Annotated in this window: 28 protein-coding genes and 1 pseudogene; 16 read left to right on the forward strand and 13 right to left on the reverse strand. The window is 68.8% G+C overall.

The window, feature by feature from the left end:
* The first annotated feature begins 41 nt into the window (after positions 1–41).
* Entirely contained in the window at positions 42–1,556 is a 1,515-nt protein-coding gene (locus tag ACM6LU_RS10200) for an amidohydrolase family protein (protein ID WP_414937378.1), read from the forward strand.
* 112 nt (positions 1,557–1,668) lie between these two features.
* On the opposite strand, the gene ACM6LU_RS10205 is transcribed toward ACM6LU_RS10200, so the two are convergent.
* From ACM6LU_RS10205 to ACM6LU_RS10215, 3 genes are all read right to left on the reverse strand, one after another.
* Positions 1,669–3,111, reverse strand: a complete 1,443-nt coding sequence (locus tag ACM6LU_RS10205; RefSeq protein ID WP_414937379.1) for an aromatic amino acid ammonia-lyase — start codon at positions 3,109–3,111, stop codon at positions 1,669–1,671.
* Positions 3,112–3,237: 126 nt separating this feature from the next.
* Positions 3,238–3,495 carry a hypothetical protein gene (locus ACM6LU_RS10210; RefSeq protein ID WP_414937380.1) on the reverse strand — a complete coding sequence of 86 codons (258 nt, stop codon included), beginning with the start codon at positions 3,493–3,495 and terminating at the stop codon, positions 3,238–3,240.
* 406 nt (positions 3,496–3,901) lie between these two features.
* Positions 3,902–4,210, reverse strand: coding sequence for an ArsR/SmtB family transcription factor (locus tag ACM6LU_RS10215; RefSeq protein WP_414937381.1), 309 nt, complete (start codon positions 4,208–4,210; stop codon positions 3,902–3,904).
* A 73-nt stretch (positions 4,211–4,283) separates the two neighbouring features.
* Here ACM6LU_RS10215 and ACM6LU_RS10220 point away from each other — a divergent pair, with 73 nt between their 5' ends.
* The 9 genes and pseudogenes from ACM6LU_RS10220 to ACM6LU_RS10260 all read left to right on the forward strand — a co-directional run bounded on the left by ACM6LU_RS10220 (position 4,284) and on the right by ACM6LU_RS10260 (position 13,247).
* Positions 4,284–4,448, forward strand: coding sequence for a hypothetical protein (locus tag ACM6LU_RS10220; protein ID WP_414937382.1), 165 nt, complete (start codon positions 4,284–4,286; stop codon positions 4,446–4,448).
* Positions 4,449–4,477: 29 nt separating this feature from the next.
* Positions 4,478–4,656, forward strand: a pseudogene (locus ACM6LU_RS10225) (chitinase); the annotation flags it as partial.
* A 105-nt stretch (positions 4,657–4,761) separates the two neighbouring features.
* Positions 4,762–5,427, forward strand: coding sequence for a DUF2461 domain-containing protein (locus tag ACM6LU_RS10230; protein WP_414937383.1), 666 nt, complete (start codon positions 4,762–4,764; stop codon positions 5,425–5,427).
* Positions 5,428–5,537: 110 nt separating this feature from the next.
* Positions 5,538–6,962: a pyruvate kinase gene (gene pyk, locus ACM6LU_RS10235; RefSeq protein WP_414937384.1), complete on the forward strand. Its 1,425-nt coding sequence runs from the start codon at positions 5,538–5,540 to the stop codon at positions 6,960–6,962.
* 324 nt (positions 6,963–7,286) lie between these two features.
* Positions 7,287–8,186 carry an acyl-CoA thioesterase gene (locus ACM6LU_RS10240; RefSeq protein ID WP_414937385.1) on the forward strand — a complete coding sequence of 300 codons (900 nt, stop codon included), beginning with the start codon at positions 7,287–7,289 and terminating at the stop codon, positions 8,184–8,186.
* A 457-nt stretch (positions 8,187–8,643) separates the two neighbouring features.
* Positions 8,644–9,558: a helix-turn-helix domain-containing protein gene (locus ACM6LU_RS10245; protein WP_414937386.1), complete on the forward strand. Its 915-nt coding sequence runs from the start codon at positions 8,644–8,646 to the stop codon at positions 9,556–9,558.
* A 15-nt stretch (positions 9,559–9,573) separates the two neighbouring features.
* The gene (locus ACM6LU_RS10250; RefSeq protein ID WP_414937387.1) at positions 9,574–9,783 is read left to right on the forward strand and encodes a DUF397 domain-containing protein; all 210 of its coding nucleotides are present in this window, start codon (positions 9,574–9,576) and stop codon (positions 9,781–9,783) included.
* 164 nt (positions 9,784–9,947) lie between these two features.
* The gene (locus ACM6LU_RS10255) at positions 9,948–10,160 is read left to right on the forward strand and encodes a hypothetical protein (protein WP_414937388.1); all 213 of its coding nucleotides are present in this window, start codon (positions 9,948–9,950) and stop codon (positions 10,158–10,160) included.
* 63 nt (positions 10,161–10,223) lie between these two features.
* Complete coding sequence (locus tag ACM6LU_RS10260; RefSeq protein ID WP_414937389.1) at positions 10,224–13,247, forward strand: helix-turn-helix transcriptional regulator; 3,024 nt, start codon at positions 10,224–10,226, stop codon at positions 13,245–13,247.
* A 268-nt stretch (positions 13,248–13,515) separates the two neighbouring features.
* On the opposite strand, the gene ACM6LU_RS10265 is transcribed toward ACM6LU_RS10260, so the two are convergent.
* The 8 genes from ACM6LU_RS10265 to ACM6LU_RS10300 all read right to left on the reverse strand — a co-directional run bounded on the left by ACM6LU_RS10265 (position 13,516) and on the right by ACM6LU_RS10300 (position 19,191).
* Positions 13,516–15,129, reverse strand: a complete 1,614-nt coding sequence (locus ACM6LU_RS10265; RefSeq protein WP_414937390.1) for a succinic semialdehyde dehydrogenase — start codon at positions 15,127–15,129, stop codon at positions 13,516–13,518.
* Positions 15,130–15,275: 146 nt separating this feature from the next.
* A complete protein-coding gene (locus ACM6LU_RS10270; protein WP_414937391.1) occupies positions 15,276–16,067 on the reverse strand; it encodes a hypothetical protein in 792 nt (263 codons plus the stop codon).
* Between the two features lie 103 nt (positions 16,068–16,170).
* A complete protein-coding gene (locus ACM6LU_RS10275) occupies positions 16,171–16,746 on the reverse strand; it encodes a DUF3558 family protein (RefSeq protein ID WP_414937392.1) in 576 nt (191 codons plus the stop codon).
* A complete protein-coding gene (locus ACM6LU_RS10280; protein ID WP_414937393.1) occupies positions 16,743–17,453 on the reverse strand; it encodes a hypothetical protein in 711 nt (236 codons plus the stop codon). Before ACM6LU_RS10280 ends, ACM6LU_RS10275 begins: the two co-directional genes overlap by 4 nt.
* Positions 17,450–17,833 carry a WXG100 family type VII secretion target gene (locus tag ACM6LU_RS10285; RefSeq protein ID WP_414937394.1) on the reverse strand — a complete coding sequence of 128 codons (384 nt, stop codon included), beginning with the start codon at positions 17,831–17,833 and terminating at the stop codon, positions 17,450–17,452. The genes ACM6LU_RS10280 and ACM6LU_RS10285 overlap by 4 nt, the downstream gene beginning before the upstream one ends.
* Positions 17,830–18,096, reverse strand: a complete 267-nt coding sequence (locus tag ACM6LU_RS10290) for a hypothetical protein (protein ID WP_414937395.1) — start codon at positions 18,094–18,096, stop codon at positions 17,830–17,832. Before ACM6LU_RS10290 ends, ACM6LU_RS10285 begins: the two co-directional genes overlap by 4 nt.
* Complete coding sequence (locus tag ACM6LU_RS10295) at positions 18,093–18,449, reverse strand: YbaB/EbfC family DNA-binding protein (protein ID WP_414937396.1); 357 nt, start codon at positions 18,447–18,449, stop codon at positions 18,093–18,095. The genes ACM6LU_RS10290 and ACM6LU_RS10295 overlap by 4 nt, the downstream gene beginning before the upstream one ends.
* 127 nt (positions 18,450–18,576) lie before the next feature.
* Positions 18,577–19,191, reverse strand: coding sequence for a TetR/AcrR family transcriptional regulator (locus ACM6LU_RS10300; protein ID WP_414937397.1), 615 nt, complete (start codon positions 19,189–19,191; stop codon positions 18,577–18,579).
* A 100-nt stretch (positions 19,192–19,291) separates the two neighbouring features.
* On the opposite strand from ACM6LU_RS10300, the gene ACM6LU_RS10305 reads away from it, so the two are divergent.
* Both ACM6LU_RS10305 and ACM6LU_RS10310 read left to right on the forward strand, forming a co-directional pair.
* A complete protein-coding gene (locus ACM6LU_RS10305) occupies positions 19,292–20,443 on the forward strand; it encodes an acyl-CoA dehydrogenase family protein (protein ID WP_414937398.1) in 1,152 nt (383 codons plus the stop codon).
* Positions 20,444–20,473: 30 nt separating this feature from the next.
* Positions 20,474–21,616 (forward strand): CaiB/BaiF CoA transferase family protein, encoded by a 1,143-nt coding sequence (locus ACM6LU_RS10310; protein WP_414937399.1) that lies wholly within the window; start codon positions 20,474–20,476, stop codon positions 21,614–21,616.
* Between the two features lie 74 nt (positions 21,617–21,690).
* Here the strand turns inward: ACM6LU_RS10310 and ACM6LU_RS10315 are convergent, their stop codons facing one another.
* Positions 21,691–22,209 carry a GNAT family N-acetyltransferase gene (locus ACM6LU_RS10315; protein ID WP_414937400.1) on the reverse strand — a complete coding sequence of 173 codons (519 nt, stop codon included), beginning with the start codon at positions 22,207–22,209 and terminating at the stop codon, positions 21,691–21,693.
* Positions 22,210–22,219: 10 nt separating this feature from the next.
* Entirely contained in the window at positions 22,220–22,996 is a 777-nt protein-coding gene (locus tag ACM6LU_RS10320) for a crotonase/enoyl-CoA hydratase family protein (RefSeq protein ID WP_414937401.1), read from the reverse strand.
* A gap of 133 nt (positions 22,997–23,129) precedes the next feature.
* Between ACM6LU_RS10320 and ACM6LU_RS10325 the strand changes: the two genes are divergently transcribed.
* From ACM6LU_RS10325 to ACM6LU_RS10340, 4 genes are all read left to right on the forward strand, one after another.
* Positions 23,130–23,285: a hypothetical protein gene (locus ACM6LU_RS10325; RefSeq protein WP_162182762.1), complete on the forward strand. Its 156-nt coding sequence runs from the start codon at positions 23,130–23,132 to the stop codon at positions 23,283–23,285.
* A gap of 350 nt (positions 23,286–23,635) precedes the next feature.
* Positions 23,636–24,118 (forward strand): helix-turn-helix transcriptional regulator, encoded by a 483-nt coding sequence (locus ACM6LU_RS10330; protein ID WP_414937402.1) that lies wholly within the window; start codon positions 23,636–23,638, stop codon positions 24,116–24,118.
* 131 nt (positions 24,119–24,249) lie between these two features.
* Positions 24,250–25,134, forward strand: coding sequence for a lytic transglycosylase domain-containing protein (locus tag ACM6LU_RS10335; protein WP_414937403.1), 885 nt, complete (start codon positions 24,250–24,252; stop codon positions 25,132–25,134).
* A gap of 193 nt (positions 25,135–25,327) precedes the next feature.
* Positions 25,328–25,705: a hypothetical protein gene (locus ACM6LU_RS10340; protein WP_414937404.1), complete on the forward strand. Its 378-nt coding sequence runs from the start codon at positions 25,328–25,330 to the stop codon at positions 25,703–25,705.
* The last annotated feature ends 23 nt before the right edge of the window (positions 25,706–25,728 follow it).

Raw genomic sequence — 25,728 nt, forward strand, 5'->3', positions numbered from 1 at the left:
AATCGGCCACCGGGGGATCTGGGTGGAAGGGCGGGGTTCTCATGGCCGGAGCGGGATCCAGCAGACGCGAGTTCCTGAGATGGCTGACCGTGAGCGGGACCGGGGTGGCGTTGGCCGGGCTGCTGCCCGGCACGGCCGTCGCGGCCACGGGCGAGATCGTCGTCATCACCCGGGTCACGCTGATCGACGGCACGGGTTCGGCTCCGCGGCATGACGTCTCCGTCGTCCTCGTCGGCGACCGGATCGCCTGGGTCGGCGGCTCGGAGCAACTCCCGGAAACCGGTGCCGCGCGCGTGATCGACGGCCGCGGCAAGTACCTCATCCCTGGACTGTGGGACATGCACACCCACGGTGCGGACCTCGAAGAGATCGTCCCGCCGCTGCACTTGGCCCACGGCGTCACGGGCGCCCGTGAGATGTGGGGTTACGCGGAGAACCGCGTGTCACGGGACAAGATCGAACGCGGTGAGCTGCTCGGCCCGCGTCTGGTGCTGGGAAGCGGGATCGTCGACGGGCCGGTCACCCTGCTGGGCCCGCCGGTGATCCAGGTTTCGACCGAAGCCGAGGCGCGGGCGGCGGTCCGCGCGGAGGCGGCGGCGGGCGCCGAGTTCGTCAAGGTCTACTCCTATCTCGGTCCCGAGGCGCTGCGCGCGGTCGCGGACGAGGTTCGCGACCAGGGGCTGCGGTTCTCCGGGCACTGGCCGTACAAGGTGTCCCATTTCGAGGCGAGCGATCTCGGCCAGCACAGTTTCGAACACTTCTTCGGGGTGTCCATCCACTGTTCGACCCGGCGCGACGAGATCCTCGCCCGGTTGCGGGCGATGCCTTACGACCCGGCGGCGCCGCGAGCTTTCTTCACCGTGGCGCGGCAACTGGAGTTCGAGTCGGTCTCCACGTACAGCCCCCACGCGGCGTGGAGCTATTTCAACCGGTTGCGGCGCGACGGCACTTGGCATTCGCCGACGCTGACGATCAACCGGGTCGTCACGCAGCCAGCCGAGACCCACAAGCAGGACCCGCGGCTCAAGTACGTCCCCGCCGACATCCGCGAGAGCTGGGCCGTGGGCATCGAGCGGTTCGCACCGAAGACGCCGTCGGAGATCGCTTTGCAGGAGCGGTACTACCAGGAGACGCTGCGGCTGGTCGGGGTCGCGCACTACGCCGGCGTCGGGATCATCGGCGGCACCGACTGCCTCAACCCGTACACCTTCCCCGGCAGCGGGCTGCACGAGGAGCTCGCCTTCCTGGTCGAGGCCGGACTCTCGCCGGTGCAGGCGCTGAAGACCGTCACGGGCGACGCGGCGAAGTTCCTCGGCAGGGAACGGACTTCAGGGACCGTCGCGGTGGGGAAGGAGGCGGATCTCGTGCTGCTGGACGCGAACCCGGCCGCCGACATCCGCAACGTCGCGAAGATCGACCTGGTGATCACGCGAGGACGCGTCCTGGACAAGACGGCGCGGCGCCGGATGCTCGACGCCGTCGAGACAGCCGCGAACCGCCCGCCCACTACGAGCGCGCGTCTCCACGCCCTGGCCGGCCGGGGCTGCTGTTGCTGAGCGGCCGAGCTTTCCGGCGAGTCGAGTCCGAAATCGACGAAGAACGCGTTTAGTCCTCTAGTTGCGGTAGTTGCACGTGCAAGGACCGCAACCAGAGGACTAAACGCGGGGGTCAGATGAGCGCGAGGGTGTCCAAGAGGGACACGGCGTGCGCGATGTCCTCGGTGAGCGGCCGGTCCTCGACGCTCGGGTCGAGCACGGCCGCGGCGGTCTCGTAGGCGTCCCGCGCGGGCAGGGCGACGAGCTCGGCCTTCCGCATCCGCAGCGCCCGGACGGCCGCGACCAGTTCGCACGCCAGCACCTGCCGGTACGCCGTCCCGGCGGCGGTCGCCGCCCGCGCGGCCTGGGTGGAGAAGCTCGCGTGGTCTTCGATCCCGCGTGAGACGACGGCGGTGCCCAGCGTCGCCGGGAGCGCGGCCTGCCGCAGTTCGGTGAGCGCGTCGTGCGCGACGTACTCCAGGATCATCACGCCCGAACTGCCCGACGGACCGGCCGCGAGGAACGGCCGCAGTCCGGTGAACTCCGGCTCCACCAGGTCACCCAGCCGGGCTACCGACAGCTCGGCGACCTGGTGGATCGTCGCGCGCACCTGGTCGAGCGCGGTCGACACGTACGCGGTGTGGAAGTGCGCGTGGTGGTAGGCGTCCTGGTGTGCCGTCGAGATCATCGGGTTCTCGGTGCTGGCGTTGATCTCCACCGCGAGCACGTCGCGCAGGTAGTGGATCGCATCCAGCGCGGGGCCCTGCACCTGCGGGAACGCGCGGAGCCCGAACGGGTCCTGGATCCGCCGTCCTGGTTTCGGCGTGCCCTCCATGCCGAGCAGCCGCCGCATCTCCGCCGCGCACGCGACCTGGCCGGCGTGCGGACGCGCTTCGTGCACAGGTGTCGCGTACGCCTCCGGATTCCCGTCGAGCGCGATGTAGGTCAGCGCCGCTACAACGTGACTCGCCCGCGCCAGCGTGTCGAGACGCATCGCCGCGAGGGTCGCTTCGGCGAGCGTCGCGGCATTGCTGCTCATGAACGCGAGCGCGTCCCCCGCCCGCACCGGCACCGGCGGCACGCCGCCCGACAGCCACGGCCGTTCGCCGGTGAGCGCGAGCCCGGTCTCCGCGAGCGGCGCGAGGTCGCCGGTGCCGATCGCGCCGAGCCGGTGCACCAGCGGCAACGCCCCGGTCCGCACCGCGGCGGCCAGCGCGCCGATCAGTTCGGGGCTGAGCCCGGCGCGTCCGGCCAGCAGCTGGTTGAGCCGGATCAGCATCATCGCCCTGGTCTGGCCGGGGGACATGACGTCACCGCTGCCGCCGGCATGACTGCGCAGCAGCCGCAGGCCGTGATCCGGTGACTCCCCTTCGCCGACCGGGTCCTCCTTGTTGGCCCCGACACCGGTGGTACGGCCGTAGACGATCCGGCGCGTGCTCAGCTCCTCGGCGAGTTTCCACGCGCTTTCGGCGCCGCGCAGCGCGGCGATCGACACGTCAATGTTCAGCGGTCCCTCGGCGCCCGCGGCGGTCACGACGTCCGCGCAGCGCAGGGTCCGGCCGTCGACCCGGATCACGGTGGCCTCCTTTCAAGACCGCCTCACTATGACGCCTCAGGCCGAAGGCGGCCGCCAGGGCGGGCGGTTGCCCCAGTCCCACTTCGGCATCGGCCCGGGGACGGTGACCTCGCGGCCGGGAGAACATCACCGCGAGACGGCTGCCCCATTCCACGTAGGCGGCGAAAGCCGACCGGCATTCCGGGGGTCGGCCGGGAGCCCGGCTTCGTCGGCGGCGTCTAAGAGCAGGTTCACCCAGCGGCGGCGCTGCTCTTCGGTGATGGCCCTGCCGAGGTGCCGCCCGACCATGTGCCGGTGCCCGCCGTGGTCGTGGCTGTAGGTCTCCGGGCCGCCGAACACCTCGGCGAGCCAGACCGCGACGTGCTCGGGGTGGCCGGGGTCCATGTCGCGAAAAGACCGGCTCCGACAACGGGCCCCTTCAGGACGTGGCCGTGGAAGACCAGGGTCAGCCGTCGCAGAACGTCCAGCCCGCCCGCCCATTCGTACAACGTCGGTGTCTCGGTCACGTAGATCCTCCCGGCGGGGATGATCTTCCGGTCCGGCAAGGCGACCACCGCGAATTACCGAGGCAGCCGCTGAAGGAAGTTGTGCACCGGTACGGCGAACTGCGGCGCCGGATGCCGGGCGGCGTGAACACGAGGCGGACGGCCTCGTGCTCCGCGAGAGCCTGGAAAGCCGCGTGTCGAGTACCGGCCCACCGAGGAGGGGGAGCGGTTACGCCCCACACTCCAGGCGCTCCACGACTGGGGGACGAGGCGCGAGGCGGCGTCACGTTCGAGCCGCTACCTGTTCACTGACTGTCCTCGTCCAGGTGTTGTTCCAACGCGTCGATCCGCCCCTCCCAGAACCGGCGGTACGGCGCGAGCCACGCGTCGACCTCCGCGAGCGGCTCCGGGCGGAGCCGGTAGCACCGGCGCTGGGCGGCGACGCGGACGGAGACCAGACCTGCCTCGCGTAGTACGCGTAGGTGCTTCGATACGGCCGGTTGGCTCAATTCGAGTGCCTCGACGAGCTCGTTGACCGACCGCTCGCCGTCACGCAGGAGATCGAGGATGGTCCGCCGTCGTGGTTCGGCGAGGATCTCGAAAGTCTGCATCATCCAGGGAATGTGCCTTGTGCGGTATATTTCCGTCAAGGAATGTTCGAAAGTCTTGGTCTGAACCCTTGATGGAGTGGTCTGGTACTTCGCCGCACGGGGCGTCTGCCAGCGAACGAGCAAGCTGACCCATATCGACCACTCGTTCGGCAACGTGACCGGCTGCGCCCTCGGTGGCGCCGTAGCGGCCACGATCAAGTTCTACGACGCGGCCTCCAGCGCGGGAGCTTCAGGCAGCTGAAGAAGCTCAAGGTGTTGTGGTCCTTCGGCGGCTGGACCGGCGTCACCCAGGACGCCACTGGTGGCGCCGCGACCGGAGCGGCGCTGGGCACCTACAGGCGGGCATCGGGGACTACAAGGTCCTGAAGAACACCTGTCCGTCCACCGTCGCGGGCACGGCGTACGCGAAGTGCGGCAACAACTGGTGGAGCTACGACACCCCGGCGAGCCGATCCAAGCAAAGTCTCGGAGTACATGAGGGCTCCCTTCCTTGCGCCTAGGTACGGGAAGGGGGCCTTCAAGTACTTGTCGGTGGCGGGGATTAACTTCACCGCATGGGTTTCGAGGGTTTCGGCGAATACGCCATCGACTTCTACGACGGTCTCGAGGCCGACAACTCCAAGTCCTATTGGGACGCGAACCTCGCGACCTATCAGGCCGACGTTCGCGCGCCGATGGAGGCACTGCTCGCGGAACTGGTCCCGGAGTTCGGCGACGGTTTCGGCGAGGGGAAGGTCTTCCGCCCGTACCGCGACGTGCGGTTCGCCAAGGACAAGACGCCGTACAAGACCCACTGCGGCGCGGTGATCGAGCAGGGCCGCGGAGGTGGCGCGTACTACGTCGAGGTCGGCCCGGCCGGGCTGCGTGTCGGTGGCGGCTGCTTCCACTTCGAGTCCGATCAGCTCGCCCGCTTCCGCCGGGCCGTCGACACCGAAGTGCACGGGACCGAGCTGGCCAAGGTCCTCGCGAAGCTGGAGAAAACCGGCTGGGAGGTCAAGGGCGACAGGCTCAAATCGAAGCCGCGCGGCTTCGTGGAAGACCACCCCCGCATCGACCTGCTGAGGTATCGCTCGGTGTACGCCGTCCGTGGCTGGGAGCCGGACGACGTTCTGCACGAACGAGGCGCGCTCGACAGGGTGCGGAAGGCGTGGCGTCAGGTCCGGGGGTTCAACGAGTGGGCGCGGGACCGGGTCGGGGCGAGTGAGAAGCCGCGCCGATAACCGCCGAAGCCTGTTCGAGGGTTGTCCCTCGCCCAGGTGAACTGACACTTTCCTTGAACTTTCGGTATCGGTAAAGACGTGGCACCGATGAGGGACTACGCTGTGCGAACGTGAGCCGACGCGCGAAGATCGTTTGTACCCTTGGCCCCGCGACCGCTACGCCGGAGAAGATGCGGCAACTCGTCGACGCCGGGATGGACGTCGCGAGGATGAACTTCAGCCACGGGACGCACAGCGACCACAAGCAGGTCTACGACCTCATCCGCACCGCCGCCGCCGAATCCGGCCGCGCGGTGGGAATCCTCGCCGACCTCCAGGGGCCGAAGATCCGTCTCGGCACCTTCGCGGGCGGGCCGGTCGAGTGGCACAACGGCGACATCGTGCGGATCACCGTCGAGGACGTCGCGGGCACCCACGACCGCGTCTCGACCACCTACAAGGGACTCGCCGACGACGCGAAGCCCGGCGACCGTCTCCTCGTTGACGACGGCAAGGTCGGCCTCGTGGTCAAGGACGTCGAGGGCCCGGACGTCGTGTGCGAGGTCACCGAAGGCGGCCCCGTCAGTAACAACAAGGGTGTCTCTCTGCCGGGCATGGACGTCTCCGTGCCGGCGCTGTCCGAGAAGGACATTGAAGACCTCGAGTTCGCGCTCGAACTGGGCGTGGACTTCATCGCGCTGTCGTTCGTCCGCTCGCCCGCCGACATCGACCTGGTCCACCAGGTGATGGACCGCGTGGGCAAGGGCCGCCTCCCGGTGGTCGCGAAGATCGAGAAGCCCGAAGCGGTCTACAACCTCGAAGCCATCGTGCTCGCTTTCGACGCGGTCATGATCGCCCGTGGCGACCTCGGCGTCGAACTCCCGCTGGAGCAGGTCCCGCTGGTGCAGAAGCGCACCATCCAGATCGCCCGCGAGAACGCGAAGCCGGTCATCGTCGCGACGCAGATGCTCGAGTCGATGATCAACAGCTCCCGTCCGACCCGCGCGGAGGCCTCGGACGTCGCCAACGCGGTGCTCGACGGCGCGGACGCCCTCATGCTCTCGGGTGAGACCAGCGTCGGCCGCTACGCCATCGAGGTGGTCAAGACCATGGGCCGCATCATCGAAGCCGTCGAGACCGACTCGCCGGTCGTGCCGCCGCTGTCGCATGTCCCGCGCACCAAGCGCGGTGTCATCTCCTACGCGGCCCGTGACATCGGCGAGCGGCTTAACGCCAAGGCGCTGGTCGCCTTCACCCAGTCCGGTGACACCGTCCGGCGGCTCGCGCGGCTGCACACGCGGCTGCCGCTGCTGGCCTTCACCCCGGAGGAGAGCGTCCGCAGCCAGCTCGCGATGACCTGGGGCACCACGACGCGGATCGTGCCGAAGGTCGACTCCACCGACCAGATGATCCAGCAGGTCGACCACGCGATGCTCGAAATGGGCAAGTACGCGAAGGGCGACCTCGTGGTCATCGTCGCCGGCTCCCCGCCGGGAACGGTCGGCTCGACCAACCTGATCCGGGTGCACCGCCTCGGTGAGGACGACCACGCCTGACGCCGGTCAGAGCCCACGCCTGTGAGATGAACGGGACTTTCACTGCAAATTTTGCAATGAAAGTCCCGTTCATCTCGTCCGGGACGTCCTGAAGGCGGCTTCCGCGGTCGGTTGCCGGGGAGGGGCGTGAGCGGCGATTCGGGTCCGGGGGCTGATGGGGACTTTCCCCGCGTCTGACGCGGCGAAGGGCGCTTTCCCTGCATGCCATGCGGGGAAAGTCCCCTTCAGCCCGTCGGTAGGCATCGGGACGTCCCGAAGGTGGCCTTCGCGACAAACGTCCCGCCTCGCAGAGGCCTGACGCGCCCCACCACCTAGGCTTCGCCTATGACTGAAATGGCCAGGGAGGCCGCGGCCGGATTCGACGGCACCGGGGGCGTCGGCGGTCAGCCGGTGCTCGACCGGCTGGTCGCGCTGCTGGACTTGGAGAAGATCGAAGAGAACATCTTCCGCGGCGTCTCACCGGCCCATTCGCCGGTGCGGGTGTTCGGCGGGCAGGTCGCGGGGCAGGCGCTCGTCGCCGCCGGCCGCACCGTGCCCGAGGAGCGGAAGGTCCACTCGCTGCACGCGTACTTCATCCGCGGCGGCGACCCGAGTGTCCCGATCGTCTACGAGGTCGACCGCATCCGCGACGGCCGTTCGTTCACCACCCGCCGCGTCGTCGGCATCCAGCACGGCAAGGCGATCTTTTCGCTGTCCGCGTCGTTCCAGAAGGACGAAGGCGGCATCGAGCACTCCGAGGGCATGCCGGACGTCCCTGGCCCCGAGTCGCTCCCGACGTTGCAGGAGCGGGCCGAGGGCTACTTCATCGGCCACCACGACCGGCCGCGCCCGATCGACCTGCGCTACGTCAACGACCCGCCGTGGGTGACGCGGAAGTCGGGTGAACTCCCCGCTCGCAACCAGGTGTGGATGCGGGCCGACGGCAAGCTTCCGGACCAGCAACTGTTACACGTCTGCGTGCTGACCTACGCCTCCGACATGACGCTCCTGGACTCGGTCCTCGCGCGCCACGGCGTCTACTGGGACCTCGACAAGGTGATCGGCGCGAGCCTCGACCACGCGCTCTGGTTCCACCGCCCGTTCCGGGCCGACGAGTGGTTCCTCTACGACAGCGCGTCGCCGACCGCGTCGGGTGCCCGCGGTCTGGCCACCGGCCGGTTCTTCGCCGCGGACGGAACGCACATCGCGACCGTCGTGCAGGAAGGCCTTCTCCGGGTGGTGTGAACGGTGACGTTCCGCATCGGCGGTTCGCGTTGTCCACCCTTTAGAGGGAATAGCGAAACGCATTAACATCTGGAGCCAAAGCATTACGCAATGGCTTCGGGTATAAAGGGAGGGCCGGAACCGATCGAGGGACGGCTTCGGCCCTCCACCGGGGTGAATCCGGCTTCGACGGGTATCCTGGCGAAAGCCATCGGTGCAGCTCGCGACCCGCGCCCGTGCCGCGAGCGGATCCGCCGTCGCCGATGAGGACGGGCTACCGCGTTGCACAATGCTCAACCTGCAACGGCAATCTGCAAATTGCAGGATGAAAATCCGGCCGTGCCGGAAAATGGTCGGGTGACCATCTCACCGAATGTGTCCCGGGCTGGTTAGATGAGCTTCGAGCGAGGTTTCCGAACACGGTTCTCCTCGCCGCGTCACGATCGGTGTTGCTCGGACAGCCTGTGGAGGTGCCGTGATGACGAGGGGTCAGGGACCCACCGTGCGCCGCCGGAGACTGGCGAGTGAACTGAGGCGGTTGCGCGAGGCGGCGGACCTCACCATCGACGAGGTGAGCGAGAAGCTCGAATGCTCGGCGTCGAAGGTCAGCCGCATCGAAACCGGGCACGTCGGCGTCACCCCGCGCGACGCGCGCGACATGCTCGAGCTGTACGGCATCGCCGGCGACGAGCAGGAAGCACTCGTCCAGCTGGCCAGGGAAGCCCGCAAACGCGGCTGGTGGCACGCGTATAACGAGGTGTTCACCGGCACCTTCGTCGGCCTGGAGGCGGACGCGAGTTCGCTACGGGCGTTCCAAGCACTGCTGGTGCCGGGTCTGTTGCAGACCGAGCGCTACGCCAGGGCCGTGATCAGGGCGATGCGGCCCGACGCCGAGGAAGCCGAGATCAGGCGCCGGGTGGCGGCGAGGATGGCGCGGCAGGAACTGCTGACGGACCCTTCGCCGCCGGAGTACTGGGCCGTGATCGACGAGGCGGTCCTGCACCGCACGATCGACAGCGCCGAGGTGATGGCGGAACAGCTGCACCGGATGGTCACGATGGCGGCGAGGGCGAACGTGACCGTCCAGGTCGTGCCGTTCGGCGCGGGTGCCCACCCCGGGATGGAAGGTCCGTTCCTCGTCATGGGCTTCCCCGAACTTGCCGACACCGACGTGGTCTACGTCGACAGCACCTCCAGCGGGCTCTACCTGGAGGAACCCCCGGACGTCCGGCGATACGCGTTGATGTTCGACCATCTGCGTGCCGCCGCGTTGAAGCCGGACGACTCGGTCGAGGTGATCGCCGAGGCCGCCGGAAGGTTCGCCGAACAGGCGGCCCTGCCGGAGAAACCGCACTATCGGGACCTCGGCTTACTCGAAGTCCCCGGAAACTAGTAAGGAGTGGGGAGCATGACGCCCAACGATGATCTTTCCCAGGCCCGGTGGCGCAAGAGCAGCCACAGCGGTGGCGGCAACGACTGCGTCGAGGTCGCCTTCACCGGTTCCGGCGCCGCCCTGAGGGATTCCAAGGATCCCGATGGCGGTTCCTTCCGCCTCTCGTCGAGCGCTTGGCGAGGGCTGCTCGGCGCCGTGCGCCCGAGTGGTACGGACCACGGCTAGACACGCTGGAATTCGACCCCTTACGACCGCCGAGCAGGGGATGGGCGGGAGTAAGGGGTCGAACCACGTCCGGGTGTAGGTGATCACCCGATGCCGCGAGCCACCCCTCAGGACGAATCTGGTTCTTACCAAACCAGGTAGTGAGTTCCTAAGGGGAGACAATGATGTACAGCAACGACGCTCTGCTCACCGGAGTGCTGGCCGAGGTCGAATACCGACGGGAAGAGCTGCGGCGGGCAGGCCGCAGCGTGTGGGTCGACAGGGCCCGCCGGGCAGGCAAGCGGATCCGCGCGAACCGCGCCGAGGTCCAGGTGCCCGCCCAGCACCGCCGGGAGACCGGGCAGGTGCCCGCTCGCAGCGGCGAGATCACCCGGTAGAGGCCGAGTGCGATGAAGCTCTCGGCAGAAACCCAGGCGAAGTTGTCGGTCCGGTAGGCAAGAATGCACCTCGTGCCCCGTCTTGGCTCCGGAATCCCGATCGTCGCCCGCACTCAGGAGATGCGGCAGCTCCGCGCCGCCTTCGCCCGTGCAGAACGGGCAGAGGCGGGCGCGGTGCTGCTCTCCGGAGACGCCGGCGTCGGCAAGACCCGCCTCCTGTCCGCGCTCGGCGAGTACGCCGCCGGCGCGGGCGCCCTGGTACTCACCGGGCGCTGTATCGACGTCCATGAGGGCGGTCTTCCTTATCTTCCGTTCGCCGAGGCGCTGGCGCCGCTGGCGACGACGTCCGATCCCGCGGTCACCGCCGCGGTCCGTGCCCGGCCGGCGCTGGGCAGGCTGCTTCCGCAGATGCAGCAGGCGGAGGACTTCCCCGCCATCGAAGACGGTCAGCTCACCGCGAGCGAACGGGTGTCGACGCAACGGCTCAGGCCCGAACAGGACCTCGGCCAGCTCCAGCTGTTCGACGCGGTACTGGGGGTGCTGACCGTCATCGCGCAGCGCCGGCCGGTGGTGATCCTGCTGGAGGATCTGCACTGGGCCGACGGTTCCACCCGGAACCTGCTGTCCTTCCTGATGACGAGGCTGCGCACCCAGCGGCTGCTGGTGGTGGCGAGCTATCGCGAGGAGGACGTCCACCGGCGGCATCCGCTGCGGGGACTGCTGTCCGAGGTGGTGCGACTGGGCGCGGTCGAACGCGTCGAGGTCAAGCCGTTCGGTGCCGAGGACGCGCGCGCGTTCGTCGAGGCGCTGGCCGACGAGCCGATCGGCCAGGACATGATCGCCGACATCGTCTCCCGGTCCGAGGGCAATCCGTTCTTCGTCGAGGAACTGCTCGCGTCCGCGAAGGACTGCCGCGAGCTCCCCGCCGGGCTGGCCGAAGTGCTCCTCGCCAGGGTGGAGCAGCTTTCCCAGATCACCCGCCGGGTGCTGCGCGTGGTCTCGGTCGCCAAAGACGCGGTGGCGCACGCCGCGCTCGCCGAGATCTCCGGACTGGACGAACTCGAACTCGACGAGGCACTGCGCGAGGCGGTGCAGCATCACGTACTGGTGATCGAGAACGGCTTCTACACCTTCCGTCACGCGCTGCTGCAGGAAGCCGTCTACGGCGATCTGCTGCCGGGCGAACGGGTGCGTATGCACGCGGCCTACGCGTCGCGTATCCGCACCCGGACGCAGGGCCGCGGCCAGGACGCGCGGCTCGCGCACCACAGCCTGGAGAGCAAGGACTTCGTCGGCGCGCTGGCCGCGTTGCTGCGCGCGATGGACGAGGCCGAGAAGCTGGGCGCGCCCGGTTCCGCGTTGCGGCACGTCGAACAGGCACTGTCCATTTGGGACGCCGTCCCCGCCCCGGACCGGCCATCGGACGTCGACGAACTCCGCCTGCTGCACGAGGCGTCGTACTTCGCGAGCACGTCGGGGGAACCGGAGCGAGCGGTGGCGTATTCGCGGTCCGCGACCGAGGCACTCGGTCAGGACACCGGCAGCGAACGGGCCGCCAAGGTCTGGCGACGGCACGCGGAGGCGCTGCTTTCGGTCGACGGCACGCTCGACGAGGTCGTCGAGGCGATCGACAAGGCCTGGAGCCTGGTCGAACACACCGAGGCGAGTTCCGCGCGGGCCTGGGTACTCGCCACCAGGGCGGGCATCTTGAGACTGATCGACAGGCATGACGAGGCGCTGCAGTGCGCGCTGGCCGCGGTCGCCGACGCGAAGGCCGTCGGCGCGGGCGGGGCGGAGGCGGCCGCACTGGTCTCGCTCGGCACGCTGGCCGATTCGGCGGGCGACGTCGAGGAGGCGCGTGAGCGGCTGCGCCAGGCCGAGCGGAAGGCCAGGGATTCCGGTGCGCTCAACGGTGAACTGCGGGCGCTGCACTTCCTCGGGATGAGCTACGACGACCGGGCCGAGATCCATTCCGCGCTGAAGTACTACGCCAAGGGCATCCAGCGGGCCAAGGACACCGGGCTGACCTGGAGTTCGTTCGGGATCGAGCTGCGGACCAAGCACCTCACGCTGCGGTACGTCAGCGGGGACTGGCCGGAAGACGACGACGCCGGCCGCGCGGGCCGCGGTGTTTCGAGCGTCGTCGCCGGTCGTTTCCTGGGGATCTGGGCGCAGTTCGTCGTCGGGCGGGGCCGGTTCGAGGACGCGGACAAGATCCTGCCCAGCCTGCGGCAGCACTGGAGCACGGACGTTTCGATCGCGGGCGCGGCCGGTGACGCGGCCATCCAGCTCGCGTCATGGCGCCGGGACCACGCGGGCGCGGTGCGGCAGGCACACGAGCTGATCGACTGGCTCGAAGAGATCGAACCCGCGATGCTCGGCGGGATCCGGATCAGCGTGCACGGCCTCGCGGCCGCCGTCGCGCAGGCCGCCGAAGCCCGGGTCCGCGGGGACCAAGCGACCGTGGACGCCGCGGTGGAGTCGGGCGAGAAGATGCTCGCCCACGGACGACGTTGCGCCGAACACGGCATCCCGCGTTCGGTGTCGCTCGGTCCGGAGGCGCTGGCGTGGCTCGCCCGGCTCGAGGCGCTCGGCGGCTGTCTGCGCGGCTCGGGCGATCCGGGGCTGTGGGCGAAGGCGGTCGACGCGTTCGGGTACGGCGCGGTGTACGAGCAGGCCATGTGCCGCCTGCAGCACGCGAAGTCCCTGCTGGCGACCAACGGCGACACTTCGCTGGCCGCGTCGGAACTGCTGGCCGCGTACGCGGTCGCCGACAAGCTGGGTGCCTGTCCGCTGCGCGAAGCGGTCCGGGACCTGAGTCACCGGGCGCGCGTCGAGCTTCCCGGTGTGCCCGCGGCCCCGCGTCGTGACGTCGTCGATCCCCTCACCGACCGGGAACGGGACGTGCTGGAGCGCGTCGCGCTCGGCCGTACCAACCGGCAGGTCGGGGACGAGCTGTACATCAGCGAGAAGACGGTGAGCGTCCACCTCTCGCGCGTGATGGCGAAACTCGGCGCGAGCCGCCGGGCCGAGGCCGTCGCGATCGCCTACGACCGAGGCCTGCTGGCCGCCCCGACCACCTCGTGAATTGCCTGCCTGAAAAGGAGTCCTTCACGGGCCCGCCTCACCCGCCGCAGGTCTCCGCCGCGGAAAGGTGACGGCCTCCGTGGTCTGGCCGAGGCTGTGTGGAAAGAGGGACACTCAACGTCCCTCTTTCCACACAGCCCTGCCGGAAGTTGCCCGCGTCAGCGTTCCGCGCGACGGCCTCGTTGGCGACAACTGACCGCAATTCGTCCTCTAGTTGCGGTCCTTGCACGTGCAACTACCGCAACTAGAGGACTAAACGCGGAGGGGGTCAGCGGCGCGGAAGGCGGCGAAGGGCCTTGAGGCTTGCGCTCAGGGCTCGCGCCCAGAGCTTCGGCGGGATCCCGCGGCCGGGGCGCAGTGGCATCCCGCGCTGTAGCGCGATCGCCTGGGCTTCGGTGTACTTGAGCAGTCCTTCGGCACCGTTGCGCCGCCCGACACCGGACTCCTTCATACCGCCCATCGGCAGCCCCACGGTTCCGAAGGTCGCGGCGAAGCCTTCGTTGACGTTGACGGTCCCGGCCTTCAGCCGTGCCGCGACCTCCCAGCCCGCGCGGCCGTTGCGCGACCACACGCTCGCGTTCAGCCCGAACCGCGTGTCGTTCGCGCGCTCGATCGCCTCGGTGACGTCGGTGTAGCCATAGATCGACACGACCGGCCCGAAGGTCTCTTCGGCGAACAGCTTGACGTCCTCGGTGACGTCGGTGAGGACGGTCGGTTCGTAGAACAGCGGGCCGAGGTCGGGCCGGGCCTTGCCGCCGGTGAGCACGGTCGCGCCCTTGGACCGGGCGTCCTCGACGTGTGCCGACACCGTCGCCAGCTGGTCTTCCGAGGTCAGCGAACCCATCTGCGCCCGGTAGTCGAGCGCGCCACCGAGCTTCACCGCGGCGGTCTTGGCGACGAACGCGCGCGTGAACTCCTCGCGGATCGACTCGTGGACGTAGATCCGCTCGACGGAAACGCACAGCTGGCCCGCGGAGGAGAAGCACGCCGTGACCGCGCCCGTGGCGGTCTTGGCGATGTCCGCGTCAGGCAGCACGATCATCGGGTTCTTGCCGCCGAGTTCCAGCGAGTAGCTCGTCAGCCGCTCCGCCACCTTCGCGGCAAGCTCCTTACCTGTCGGCGTGGATCCGGTGAAGCACAGGTAGTCCGACTCTTCGACCAGCGCGTCGCCGATCCGCGAACCGCGGCCGAGCACGATCTGCCAGACACCGGACGGCAGCCCGGCTTCCTCGGCGATTTCCTGCAGCCACAGCGCCGAGAGCGCGGTCTGGTTGTCCGGCTTCTGCACGACGGCGTTACCCGCCGCGAGCGCGGGAAGGACGTCCATCGCGGTGAGCGCGAGGGGGTAGTTCCATGGCGAGATGATCCCGACGACGCCCTTGGGGTGCCGGATCTCGCCGACCTTCGTCAGCACCGGGATCAGCCCGGCGGCGCGACGCGGCGAAAGGAACTTCGCGCTGTGCTTTCCGTAGTAGGCGGCCACGAGCGCGGTGGCGCTGACCTCGTCGAAGGCGTCCATCCGTGCCTTACCCGCCTCGATCTGCACGAGGTCGAGCGCCTCTTCCTGGCGCTTCAGGACCAGGTCGTGCAGGCGGATCAGGATGCGCTGGCGGTCCTCGACCGGCCGCTGCGCCCACGCGCGCTGCGCTTCCCGCGCCTCGTCGAACACGGCGCGGACGTCGGCGTCGGTGGCCTGGGGGAGCGTCGCGATCGGCTGCCCGGTGAACGGGGCGCGCATCTGGACCGGCGCGGAGTCCTTGCCGCCCACGACCCGCCCTACGAGCCGTTCCGCCCTTGCCGCTGCCGGGGCGCCGGGAACGCCGCCGATGGCGGCCGGGCCTTCGGTGTGGCGGCTCGCGCTCGCCGGTGTCGTGCTCGTCATGCCGTCTCCGTTCCATGCCGCGCGTGGAGCCGGAAGGCGCCACGCAGAGCCCAGGTGTTACCGACGAGTACAGCATACTGCCGGTATGGAGACTGTCCAGCGCTGATATGAATAAGTTTCACATATTGCCGGGTGGTGGCGGATTGTCAGGGGAACGGGCGCAGGATGTCCTGCTGCTGCAACGCCGAGCCCGCGGGCGGCGTCGGAGGTGACGGCGGTTCGTAGGCCTGCGGTTGCGCCGGATAGTGCTGCTGCGGGACTCCGGGCGCGTAAGGCGTGTGGCCGACCGGGTAAGGGGCCTGAGGGGATGGCGCGGGTTCGCGGCGGTTGGCCACGATCGCCAGTCCGATGGTGAGCAACGCCACGAGCCCGCCCGCGAGCAGGATCCAGAATCCACTCCCGGTTCCGTAGCGTGAGACGAAGCGGCCGGTGTCCTGCCCGAAACTCAGGCTCGCCGAGATGTCCATGCCGAACATCCAGACACCGATGGCGGTCCCGGCCCCACCGGCGATCAGCAGTGTTCGCGCCGTCGTCGCGGCAGGTGAACCCGAATTCCGCCGGTACGACGCGAAGCCCACCGCGGCGCCGGCGAACAACGTCAGCGCGGTGGCGGACAGCGGGATGCCGTAACGGGCGACATGGGTCTTGTCGTAGAAGTCCTTCTCCTCCGTCGACGGTTCGATGTCGAAGCTCCGCGACCAGCCGGTCTCGGCGAATTTCGACACCGTTTTGCCGTCGGAGAGTTGCTCGTAGGTCGACTGCGGAAGAAAGGTCGCGATGAGCACCAGCAGGCCGGCGAAAACACCCATCATCGCGGCGAACAACCGGGGGAGCCGCGCGTCGGACGGCGGCCGTTGCGTCGCGACCGGAGTCTGGACGGGTTGCCTTGCGCCGAACGGGTCAGTCGGATGGGATGGCTGCTGCTGCGGCGCGTTCATGGTCGGCTCCTCCGCCGGTTCTGTTGTCCAGCAAGGAATTTCACCACGGATCGGCCCCGGAGATAAGTGTCACCTGTGCTCTGGTCAAGGGCTCCGGAGCGTGCTAGGTGCGGAGATTGTCGATGACGAATTCCGTCACCTTCTTCGCCGCGCCGCAAGAGTCGTGCTGCCACGGGCCCGCTTCGGCCCGTTCGTCGATGTTGGTGCCGACGTACATCAAGGTCTCCTCGTCCAGTCCGAGTGCCAGCCGGCAGGCGAGTGGTCCCTTGTCCTGGCGGCCGGTGATGTTCTCCTCGGCCCAGACCACCACCACCGGATAGCTTTTGATCATCAGTTCCTCCCATCGGTTACCGGTGTCTTTGCCACTCGCGTGGTCGGCGTAGAGGGTTTCGAGGGTTTCCCTCAGTGGGCTCAGCCACGAGGTCTGTACCCGGACGATCGGCCCGAAGGCGAGGACGCAGCGGCCTTCACCGCCGGTGTCGCGGACCCCGCCGGTGAAACCGATGCTTTCGACCTGCTCCACCGTGATCGCGCTACAGGGGTCGGCGATGAACCTGGCGCCGTCGAGCGGAACGGGGATGGGCGGCGCTGGAGCGGGCGAACCCGGTGGCGGACCGGTCGCCGTCCCACCGCACCCGGCGACAAGCAACGTCAGCAGGACGATCGCCAGGCGCCTCACTCCGGATCCGCTTCGGGTTTGATCCGCCATCGCCGGGGATCGGCGACCACCACCGCGCTCGTGCCAACTGTCGGGACCTTGGGAAAGGTCTCCTCGATGACCTGGAGCTGGAACCCGGCCCCGATCAACGTCGTCATGTCGGTGAGCAGCTGGGTCAGGCTCGCGTTGCAGTCCCGCCAAAACGTGGTGAACGCGGAATTGATGCCGTCGATCAGATCCATGAGCGCGACCGGAGTCAGCGGGGGGAAGACCGCCGAACCGAGGACCACGCCGAACTTCCCGCCGAGCTGGGCGAGGGTCGAAGCGCAGTTGCCCAGGAACTCGAGCAGGTTCTTGTACGTGTTGATGACGGTCGTCGCGATGTTCACCACGACCGTCGTCAGGTTCGCCAAGGACGCCTGTCCCGCGTCGAGGGCTTTCGTCGTTTCGGAGGCGTAGGCGTCGAACTGGTCGAAGCCGTCGCCTTGCCAAGCGGTGCGCAACGACAGGTTCGTCCTCGTGACGAGATCGGACGCCGACTTGAGTTTGCTCTGCGAGCCGAACTTGTCCGCCAGTTCCAGCGGCCTTCGCAGATCGCCGAGCAGGAAGTTCTTGAGATTGTCCAGAAGTTCGAGGATGCCGTCCGCGCCGATCAGGTCGGCGTGGAAGCGGACCTCCTGATCGGCCTTTTCGGGGTACAGCAACCCGGACTTGTCCAGGCCGGTCACCGGATTCCTCCTTCGAGCCTCTTCATCTCGTCGTAGGCCTGCCTGTCGAGGTGCTCGTAGTGCTCGGCGGCGCGGTGGAGCGCCGCGCTCAGTTCGCCCAGTTCCGCGGAGTTGGCCACGGAGATCTCCCGGATCTGGTCCACCGCCCGGTTGTAGGCGTCGACGGTGCCCGCGCCCCGCACTCCCCGCATCAGCTCGGCGAGGGTGCCCGGCAACCCCAGGTCGCCCGGCTCGAGCCGGACATGGGCGAGGTCCGTGAGCGCGAAGCCGCGGACGAGATCCGCCGCCTGGTCGATGGTGTCCGCCGCGGCACGGAGTCCCTCCGGGTAGACGTGATAACCCTGTCCCGGGCCGGGGTCGAAGGGATGCGGATAGCTCACGCGATCCCTCCGTCCCGCTCGGCCCGCTGGATGCCCGCGAGCAACTTCCGGGACAGGCTTGCGGCGGAGTAGGACTTCACCACCGAGGCGTTCAAGGACACGTCCACCAGTTCGCCCGTTCCGGTGGTCGTGAACGTCCCGATCTCGCCGGGGAGCAGCCATGTCCGCTGCGCCCGCGCCGCCGCCGAAGCGGCGCTTTTCGCTTTCTCGACCTTGGCGTCTATTTCTTTCGCGAGGTGATAAAGATCGTCTTCGTGATTCATCGGCGACCCTCACTCAGGAAGTCGATTTGCTCGAAACTCTCTTCCTCGGCTGGCCCCGGTGATCTTCGGCCCGAGTCGTCCTCTTCGCCCAGCACCGCCCGCATTTTGACCAGGCTCACTTCGGCCGCCGCTGTCCTGGCGGCGTGCACGGCTTCCACCACGGCAGGCCCGGCCAGTTGCGGATGCGGGATCCCGGTCGCGTGATCGGCGAGCAACAGGCCGACCAACCTGCCCTGACCACTGACGACGGCCAAGGCCAGCCCGTCATGGGATCGGCCGGGGTGCCTGCCCCGCGCGAGTTCCGCGTCAAGTTCCCCGGCCAGGTGTCTGAGTTCGTCCGCGTTCCAGGACACGTCGGTGTCGCCTCCCCTGCGTAACCGCCTGAATATCCAGAGTAGTAAACGCAGGTGGGGCTTGTCTTCTTTTTCACGCTTTCGTAAGCATGGCCCCCAGGCTTTTGTGAATTCGCAATTCTGGTGGCTACGGAGTGGTGTCCTCGTACAACATCACCGCGACGCGCTTCCATTCGTCGAGCAGATGCCGCCGCCGCTTCGGATCGCCGCCGAGTTCGGCGTCCAGTGCCAGGCCGCGGGTGAGGTTCACGGTCAGCCAGAACAGGATCTCCGCGCGTTCCTTCGGCAGGTCCCCGGCGATCGCGGTGACGTGCTCCAGGGTCGAACGGCCCAGCGCCCGGTCGACCGGGCGGATCGCCTCGCGGAGTTCGGGGTCGGTCCGCGCCGCCACCCACAGTTCGGTGGCGGCCGTGGACAGCGTGCCCGAGTAGCCCTCCCAGAGCAGGTCGATCGCCGCCGCGACGCCCGAGGCTCCGCCGGGCAGCGTGGAGATCGACGCGGCGAGCTGTCCGCGCTGCCTTTCCGTCAGATGCTCGACGGCGGCCGCCATGAGTTCGGCCTTCGCGGAGAAGTGGTGCTGCACGGCCCCTTTTGAGACCCCGGCGCGAGCGCAGATCTCCTGGACCGAGGTGCGCGCGTACCCGAGGTCGACCAGGCAGTCGATGGTGGCGTCGAGCAGAGCGGTGCGGGTCTGCTCGCGCCGCTCGGCCTGTGTCCGGTGGGTCCTGCTCAGTGCGGTCACCGAACCCCCTTTACGTGCAGCTCGGTACGGATGTACATTCCGCTTGGAACTTACATCCTAAGCGTCATGTTTTCCAGGTCCTGATCAGGAGGCGTTGGCCGTGCCCTTGCAGATCCAGAAGAGTTCGTGGAGCACGACGGAGCTCGAAGACCTCCGGGACCTTGCCCGGACCTTCTGCCAGAAGGAACTCGCGCCGAACCAGGAACGCTGGGCGGCCGACAAGAAGGTCGACCGCGAGCTCTGGACGAAGGCGGGCGAGGTCGGCTTGCTGGCGTTGTCCATCCCGGAGGAGTACGGCGGTGGTGGCGGTACGTTCGGCCACGAGGCCGTGCTCTACGAGGAGCAGGCCCGGTCCGGCGACAGCGCATGGGGCGTCACCGTCCACAATGGAATCGTCGCGCACTATCTGCTGGAGTACGCCATTGAAGAGAAGAAGCGGGAGTGGCTGCCGAAGTTCGCCTCCGGTGAGATGGTCGGCGCGGTCGCGATGACCGAACCCGGCACGGGTTCGGACCTGCAGAGCATCAAGACCCGCGCGGTCCGCGACGGCGACGACTACGTCATCAACGGCGCGAAGACGTTCATCACCAACGGTTTCCACGCCGACCTCGTCGTCGTCGCGGTGAAGACCGACCCGGACGCGGGCGCGCAGGGCGTCTCCCTGATCGCCGTCGAGACCGACACGCCGGGCTTCAGCCGCGGCCGCGTCCTCGACAAGATCGGGCTCAAGGGCCAGGACACCGCGGAGCTGAACTTCGACGACGTCCGCGTGCCCGCCGCCAACCTCCTCGGTGACAAGGAAGGCCTCGGCTTCGTCCAGCTCATGCAGCAGCTGCCGCAGGAACGGCTGATCATCGCCGTCACCGCGGTCGCCGGGATGGAGGCCGCGATCGACCAGACCATCGCCTACACCAAGGACCGCCAGGCGTTCGGCCGTCCGATCTACAACTTCCAGAACACGAAGTTCAAACTCGCCGAGGCCGCCACCGAGGCCGCGGTTTCGCGCGCGTACCTCGACCAGTGCATCGAGCGGCACCTGCGCAAGGAACTCGACGTGCAGGGCGCGGCGATGGCGAAGCTGTGGACCACCGAACGGGTCAACAAGGTCGTCGACGACTGCCTGCAGTTGTTCGGTGGCTACGGCTACATGACCGAGTACCCGATCGCGCGCGCGTGGGCCGACATCCGGATTTCCCGTATCTTCGGCGGTACCAGCGAGATCATGAAGGAAATCATCTCCCGCACGCTGTAAACCGTTGCCGTACTTGGAAAGGACGTGGCGATGAAGGCTGGGCCACTGAGCGGCCTCAAGGTCGTCGAGCTGGCCGGGCTCGCCCCGGCGCCGTTCGCCTGCACGATTCTCGCCGATCTCGGCGCGGAGGTCGTCCGGATCGACCGGGCGACACCGGGCGACGACGTCATCGCGTTCCCGAACGACCCGCTCGCCCGCGGCAGACGGTCGATCGGGATCAACACCAAGACCCCCGAGGGGGTCGAGCTGGTGCTGAAGCTCGCCGACGAGGCCGACGTGCTCATCGAGGGTTTCCGTCCCGGGGTGGCCGAGCGGATGGGCATCGGGCCGGAGCAGGTCCACGCCCGCAACCCGCGGCTGGTCTACGGGCGGATGACCGGCTGGGGCCAGGACGGCCCGCTGGCCACCGTCGCCGGGCACGACATCAACTACATCGGCATCGCCGGCGCGCTCGAACCGATCGGGCCCGCGGGACAGCGGCCGGTGGTTCCGCTCAACCTCATCGGTGACTTCGGCGGCGGTGGCCTTCTGCTCGCGATGGGCGTGCTGGCGGCGTTGTTCGAACGCCAGTCGTCCGGCAAGGGGCAGGTAGTCGACGCGTCCATGGTGGACGGTGCGGCGTTGCTGACCACCAGTCTGCACGGACTCCTGAACTCCGGGCTCTGGCCGGGCGGGCGCGGTGAGAACCTGCTCGACGGCGGTGCGCCGTTCTACGACACCTACGAGACCGCCGACGGCAAGTACGTCGCCATCGGCGCGATCGAGATGCGGTTCTGGGGCGCCCTGGTGAAGGTGCTCGGGCTCGATCCCGAGGAGACCCCGGTCCACGTCGACAAGAACGAATGGCCGAAGCTGCGCAAGATCGTCGCCGAGGCCGTCGCGAAGCACACTCGCGACGAACTCGTCGCGAAGGCCGAGGGCACCGACGCGTGCCTGACGCCGGTGCTCGCGCCGGGGGAGGCGCCGTCGCATCCGCACAACGTCGCGCGCGGGACGTTCGTCGACATCGGCGGTGTGGTGCAGCCCGCGCCCGCGCCGAGGTTCGACCGCACCCCGGCGGAGACGCCGGAACCGCCGCGGCCCAAGGGCGCCGACACCGCCGACGTCCTCGCGGAACTCGGGGTGGACGCCGACGGGATCGAGCGGCTCAAGGCCGCGGGCACCATCGTGTGAGCTGAAGGGGACTTTCCCCGCCTGAGACGCAGCGAAAGCGTCCTTCACCGCGTGTCATGCGGTGAAGGACGCTTTCAGCCCAGATCGGACCGCAGCATCGAATAGAGGATGTGGTCGCGCCAGGCCCCGTCCCGGAACCCGTAGCCGCGCAGCACGCCCTCCTTGGTGAAGCCCGCCTTGGTCAGGGAGCGCTGCTCGGCGATGTTGTCCGCCTCGGTCGACGCCTCGACGCGGTTCATCTGCGTATGCGCGAAGAGATAGCGGACCAGCAGCCGCTGCGCCTCGGTCCCGTGGCCGTGGCCGCGTGCCTCGGGGATCAGCACCAGGCCGGCGTTCCAGCAGTACGACGTCGACCCGGACCTGGTCTTGTGCCAGGAGACGAAGCCGAGCCGCTGCCCGTCGAGCACGATCATCAGCATGCCGTTGTCCGCCGCGAGCATACCGGTCTCGGTCCAGCGACGGCGCAGGAAGTGCGGGTCGTGCCAGCCGTGCCATTCGAACGCGCCCGCGGCCCGCGGGTCGTTCGTCAGCGCCTCGAGCGTCGGCAGGTCGTCTTCGTGGACCGGTCTGAGCGCGACTCCGGTGTCGTTCATTGAGTCGAGATTAGGGGCTGAAGGTGCCGTGCCGTCCCGCACCGCCACTGAACCGGCTCGCGCCCTCGGCGGCCTCCTCGGCGAGCCCGCCGCGGATCAGCGCGTTCGAGAACTCGGCCCGCATCGCCTCTTCCTCGGTGAGCCCGTACTGGCCGTACGCGGACTTGCGGTCCGCGCGCAGGCACGCCTGCGGGAACGCGGCCAGTTCGCGCGCGAGGGCTTGGGCGGCGCTCAGCGCCTCGCCGTCGGGCACGACCCGGTTCGCCAGCCCGATGGCCAGCGCCTCCTCGGCGTCGACCGGCCTGCCGGTGAGGATCAGGTCCATCGCCCGGGAGTGCCCGATCAGCCGGGGGAGGCGCACCGTGCCGCCGTCGATCAGCGGCACCCCCCAGCGGCGGCAGAACACCCCGAAGACGGCCGTGCTGTCGGCGACTCGCAGATCGCACCACAGGGCCAGTTCCAGGCCACCCGCGACGGCGTGTCCGCGGACCGCGGCGATCACCGGTTTCGACAACGCCATCCGCGTCGGCCCCATCGGCCCGTCGCCCGCCGGGCCGAGCGAGTTGGCGCGGTCGGTGCCGACGGCCTTCAGATCGGCTCCGGCACAGAAGGCGTTACCCGAACCGGTGAGCACGGCGACCGAAGCCTCCTCGTCGCCGTCGAAGGCGCGCAACGCGTCCGCCAGCGCGACCGCGGCCGGCCCGTCCACCGCGTTGCGGGCCTCGGGCCGGTTCAGCGTGATCGTCGTCACCGGCCCGTCCCGGTGGACGAGAACGTTTTCGGTCATCAATCGCTCCCTGAGGTGAATCCGGGTGGGCAACAGGGCCCGGGGCTCCTTAAAGTGGTGACAAAGTCCGCAGTGCGCGCGGAGTCATCGTCTGGACACTACGGTGTGATGGGATGGAGCCATGTCGCCCGGCTTGAAGAAATTCGTTGTGATCGCTGTCGTCGCGCTCGTGCTCTTCTTTCTGATCAGCAGGCCGACGCAATCCGCCGATGCCGTCCACACCGCGCTCGGCTGGCTCCGGTCAGGTGCCGAAGCCATCGTGACGTTCGTCCGGAGCCTCTTCTCCTGACCGGTTCCGCCACCCCCGGTGTCCTCGGTGACGCCGGTGATCAGCGTGCGCGGCCACCAGCGGTTATCACTCAGGGTCACTCATGTCGGATTTCGGTCGGGTGACTCGACCATCCGGGTGGATTGCCTCCGAAAACCCGCTGGTCGACGAATTCGTGCCCTGGAAGCTCTGGCGGAACAGACCTTCGCGCCCCTACGGTGCTCACATTGCGTGATCGGTTGGTCCTCCAGGCGCCGGAGCCGGCCTCCTGGGCGAGAAGTTTCCGCAGGTGCAAGCCCCAGAGCAGCGGGAACTTCCAGCCGGGCAAGTAAGTCAGGACTTGTCAGTCGGGGAATCATGAGGAGGCAGGGATGACCGGAGATCCCGGAGTCGATGCGTTGATCCGGCAGTGGGCCGCCGAGCGGGAGCAGACCCCCGAGGAGCAGGAGGCCGACCGGATCGCGTCGGCGTGGCTGGCCGACGTGCCCCGCCAAGCTCCCGGTATCCCCGGCCAGCGTCAGCAGTCCGGCCAGGCGCGATGGGCGCCGGTCGAGGCCACCGACCCCGGCTACCTCGACGCGATGCGCAGCCGTCTGCCTGGGGTGCCGCAGGACCTGCTGGTCGCCGCCGCGGGCTGGTGGCAGATGGTCGGCGGCGTCGCCGAGGCCGAAGCCTGGTGGGACGCCGGCATCAGCCCGCTCGATCAGCGTGCCCTCGACTACCGCGCGGCCGGGCTCGCCCCGTCCGATCTGAGCCGCCGTCTCGGCCCGATGACCGTGTTGCAGCACCTTCGCCGCGGCAGCGCCCCGGCCTGGTGCGTGGCGCGGCTGGCGAGGCAGCAGAAGTCCGCCTGACGAGAACTTCTCGCACGCCTGGGTGAACCGGCGTGACAGGGGCGATTTCGATTACCGCGTAACGCTAACCTGCGCGAGCTCGTTGTTCGAGTATCGGTCGTGATCGCCGCCCACGCTGGAGGACCCGCTTCGTGCGCACCACCCCGGAAAACGACGAGCTCGTCGCCGACCCGGCCACGCCCACTCCGCCACGTCGCGGGGTGGGCGCCGCCGTACTCGGCAGGCTGGTGATCGTGCTGGCCGTGCTCGCCCTCGCCGCGGGAGGGATCTGGCTGGTGACCAAGGCGTCCGCCCCGGTCGCGAGCCCGACGACGATGGAGATCCCCGCGTTGGAGGTCAAGGCGGCGGACGTCAAACCGGGGACGGTCGTCCCGGTCAACGCCACCCCCGCCGGCGGCGCGGCCCAGCAGACCTCGCCGCAGCAGGCGCAGCCGAAACCGGGCAAGGACCCCCTCGCCACCTGGACCGAACGAGCGGCGCGCGCCACCGGCATCCCGGTCAGGGCGCTGCTCGCCTACGGCAACGCCGAGCTGGCGATGCGCCAGATGCAGCCGAACTGCAAGATCTCTTGGGCCACCCTGGCAGGCATCGGCCGGATCGAGTCGAACCACGGCCAGTACGGCGGCGCCGTCCTCGGCCAGGACGGACGGCCCTCGAAGCCGATCATCGGCGTCCCGCTCGACGGGTCGCCCGGCGTCAAGGCGATCGGCGACACCGACGGCGGACAGTTCGACGGTGACCCGGCCGTCGACCGCGCTGTCGGCCCGATGCAGTTCATCCCCAGCACCTGGCGCCGGTACGCCGCCGACGGCAACCGCGACGGTGTCGGCGACCCGCAGCAGATCGACGACGCGACCCTGGCGGCGGCGCGCTACCTGTGCGTGAACAACCGGGACATGTCGGCGGCCTCGGGATGGTGGGCCGGGATCCTGTCGTACAACAACTCGACGGAGTACGCGCAGAAGGTCTTCGGGCTGGCGGACGACTACGCGAAGGCCGTTCAGACCGCGAAGTGACCTACGCCGCCACTGTCGTCACCACCGTGGGCTGAAGGGAGCTTTCCCCGCATGACATGTGGGGAGAGCTCCCTTCGCCGCATGACATGCGGGGAAAGTCCCCTTCAGCCCCCGCTCGGGAGCAGCCGGGACCAAGGTCCCGACCGGCCCGGTCGCCGAACTTTCGCCGCGCGGCCAGTGCTAGCGTCGATGCGTGCCCGCATCGTCCGTCACCCTGCGCCGCCTCGGCATCGCCGGCGTCTGCCTGGTGAGCCTGGCGCTGTGCTGCGGGCTCGCCTGGTGGCAGTGGGAGCGCTTCTCCTCGGCGAGCGGGACCTTCCAGAACCTCGGCTACGTCCTGCAGTGGCCGCTGTTCGGGCTGTTCCCCGCGTTCATGTTCTGGCGGATCCGCAAACTCCGCCGCCAGGCCGCGGAAGCCGACACCCCGGAGCGGACGGCCGAGACCGTCGTCCCCGAAGCGCCCGCGCCCCGGCGGAGACGTGCCCCGGAACCCGCGCCGTCCGCTCCCGAGGACGACGAGCTCGCCGCGTACAACAAGTACCTGCGTGAACTCAACGCCCGCGACAAGTAGTTCCCCAGAGAGGTTCGAGACCC

The organism is Amycolatopsis sp. cmx-11-51, from assembly GCF_047608665.1.
Classification (GTDB): domain Bacteria; phylum Actinomycetota; class Actinomycetes; order Mycobacteriales; family Pseudonocardiaceae; genus Amycolatopsis.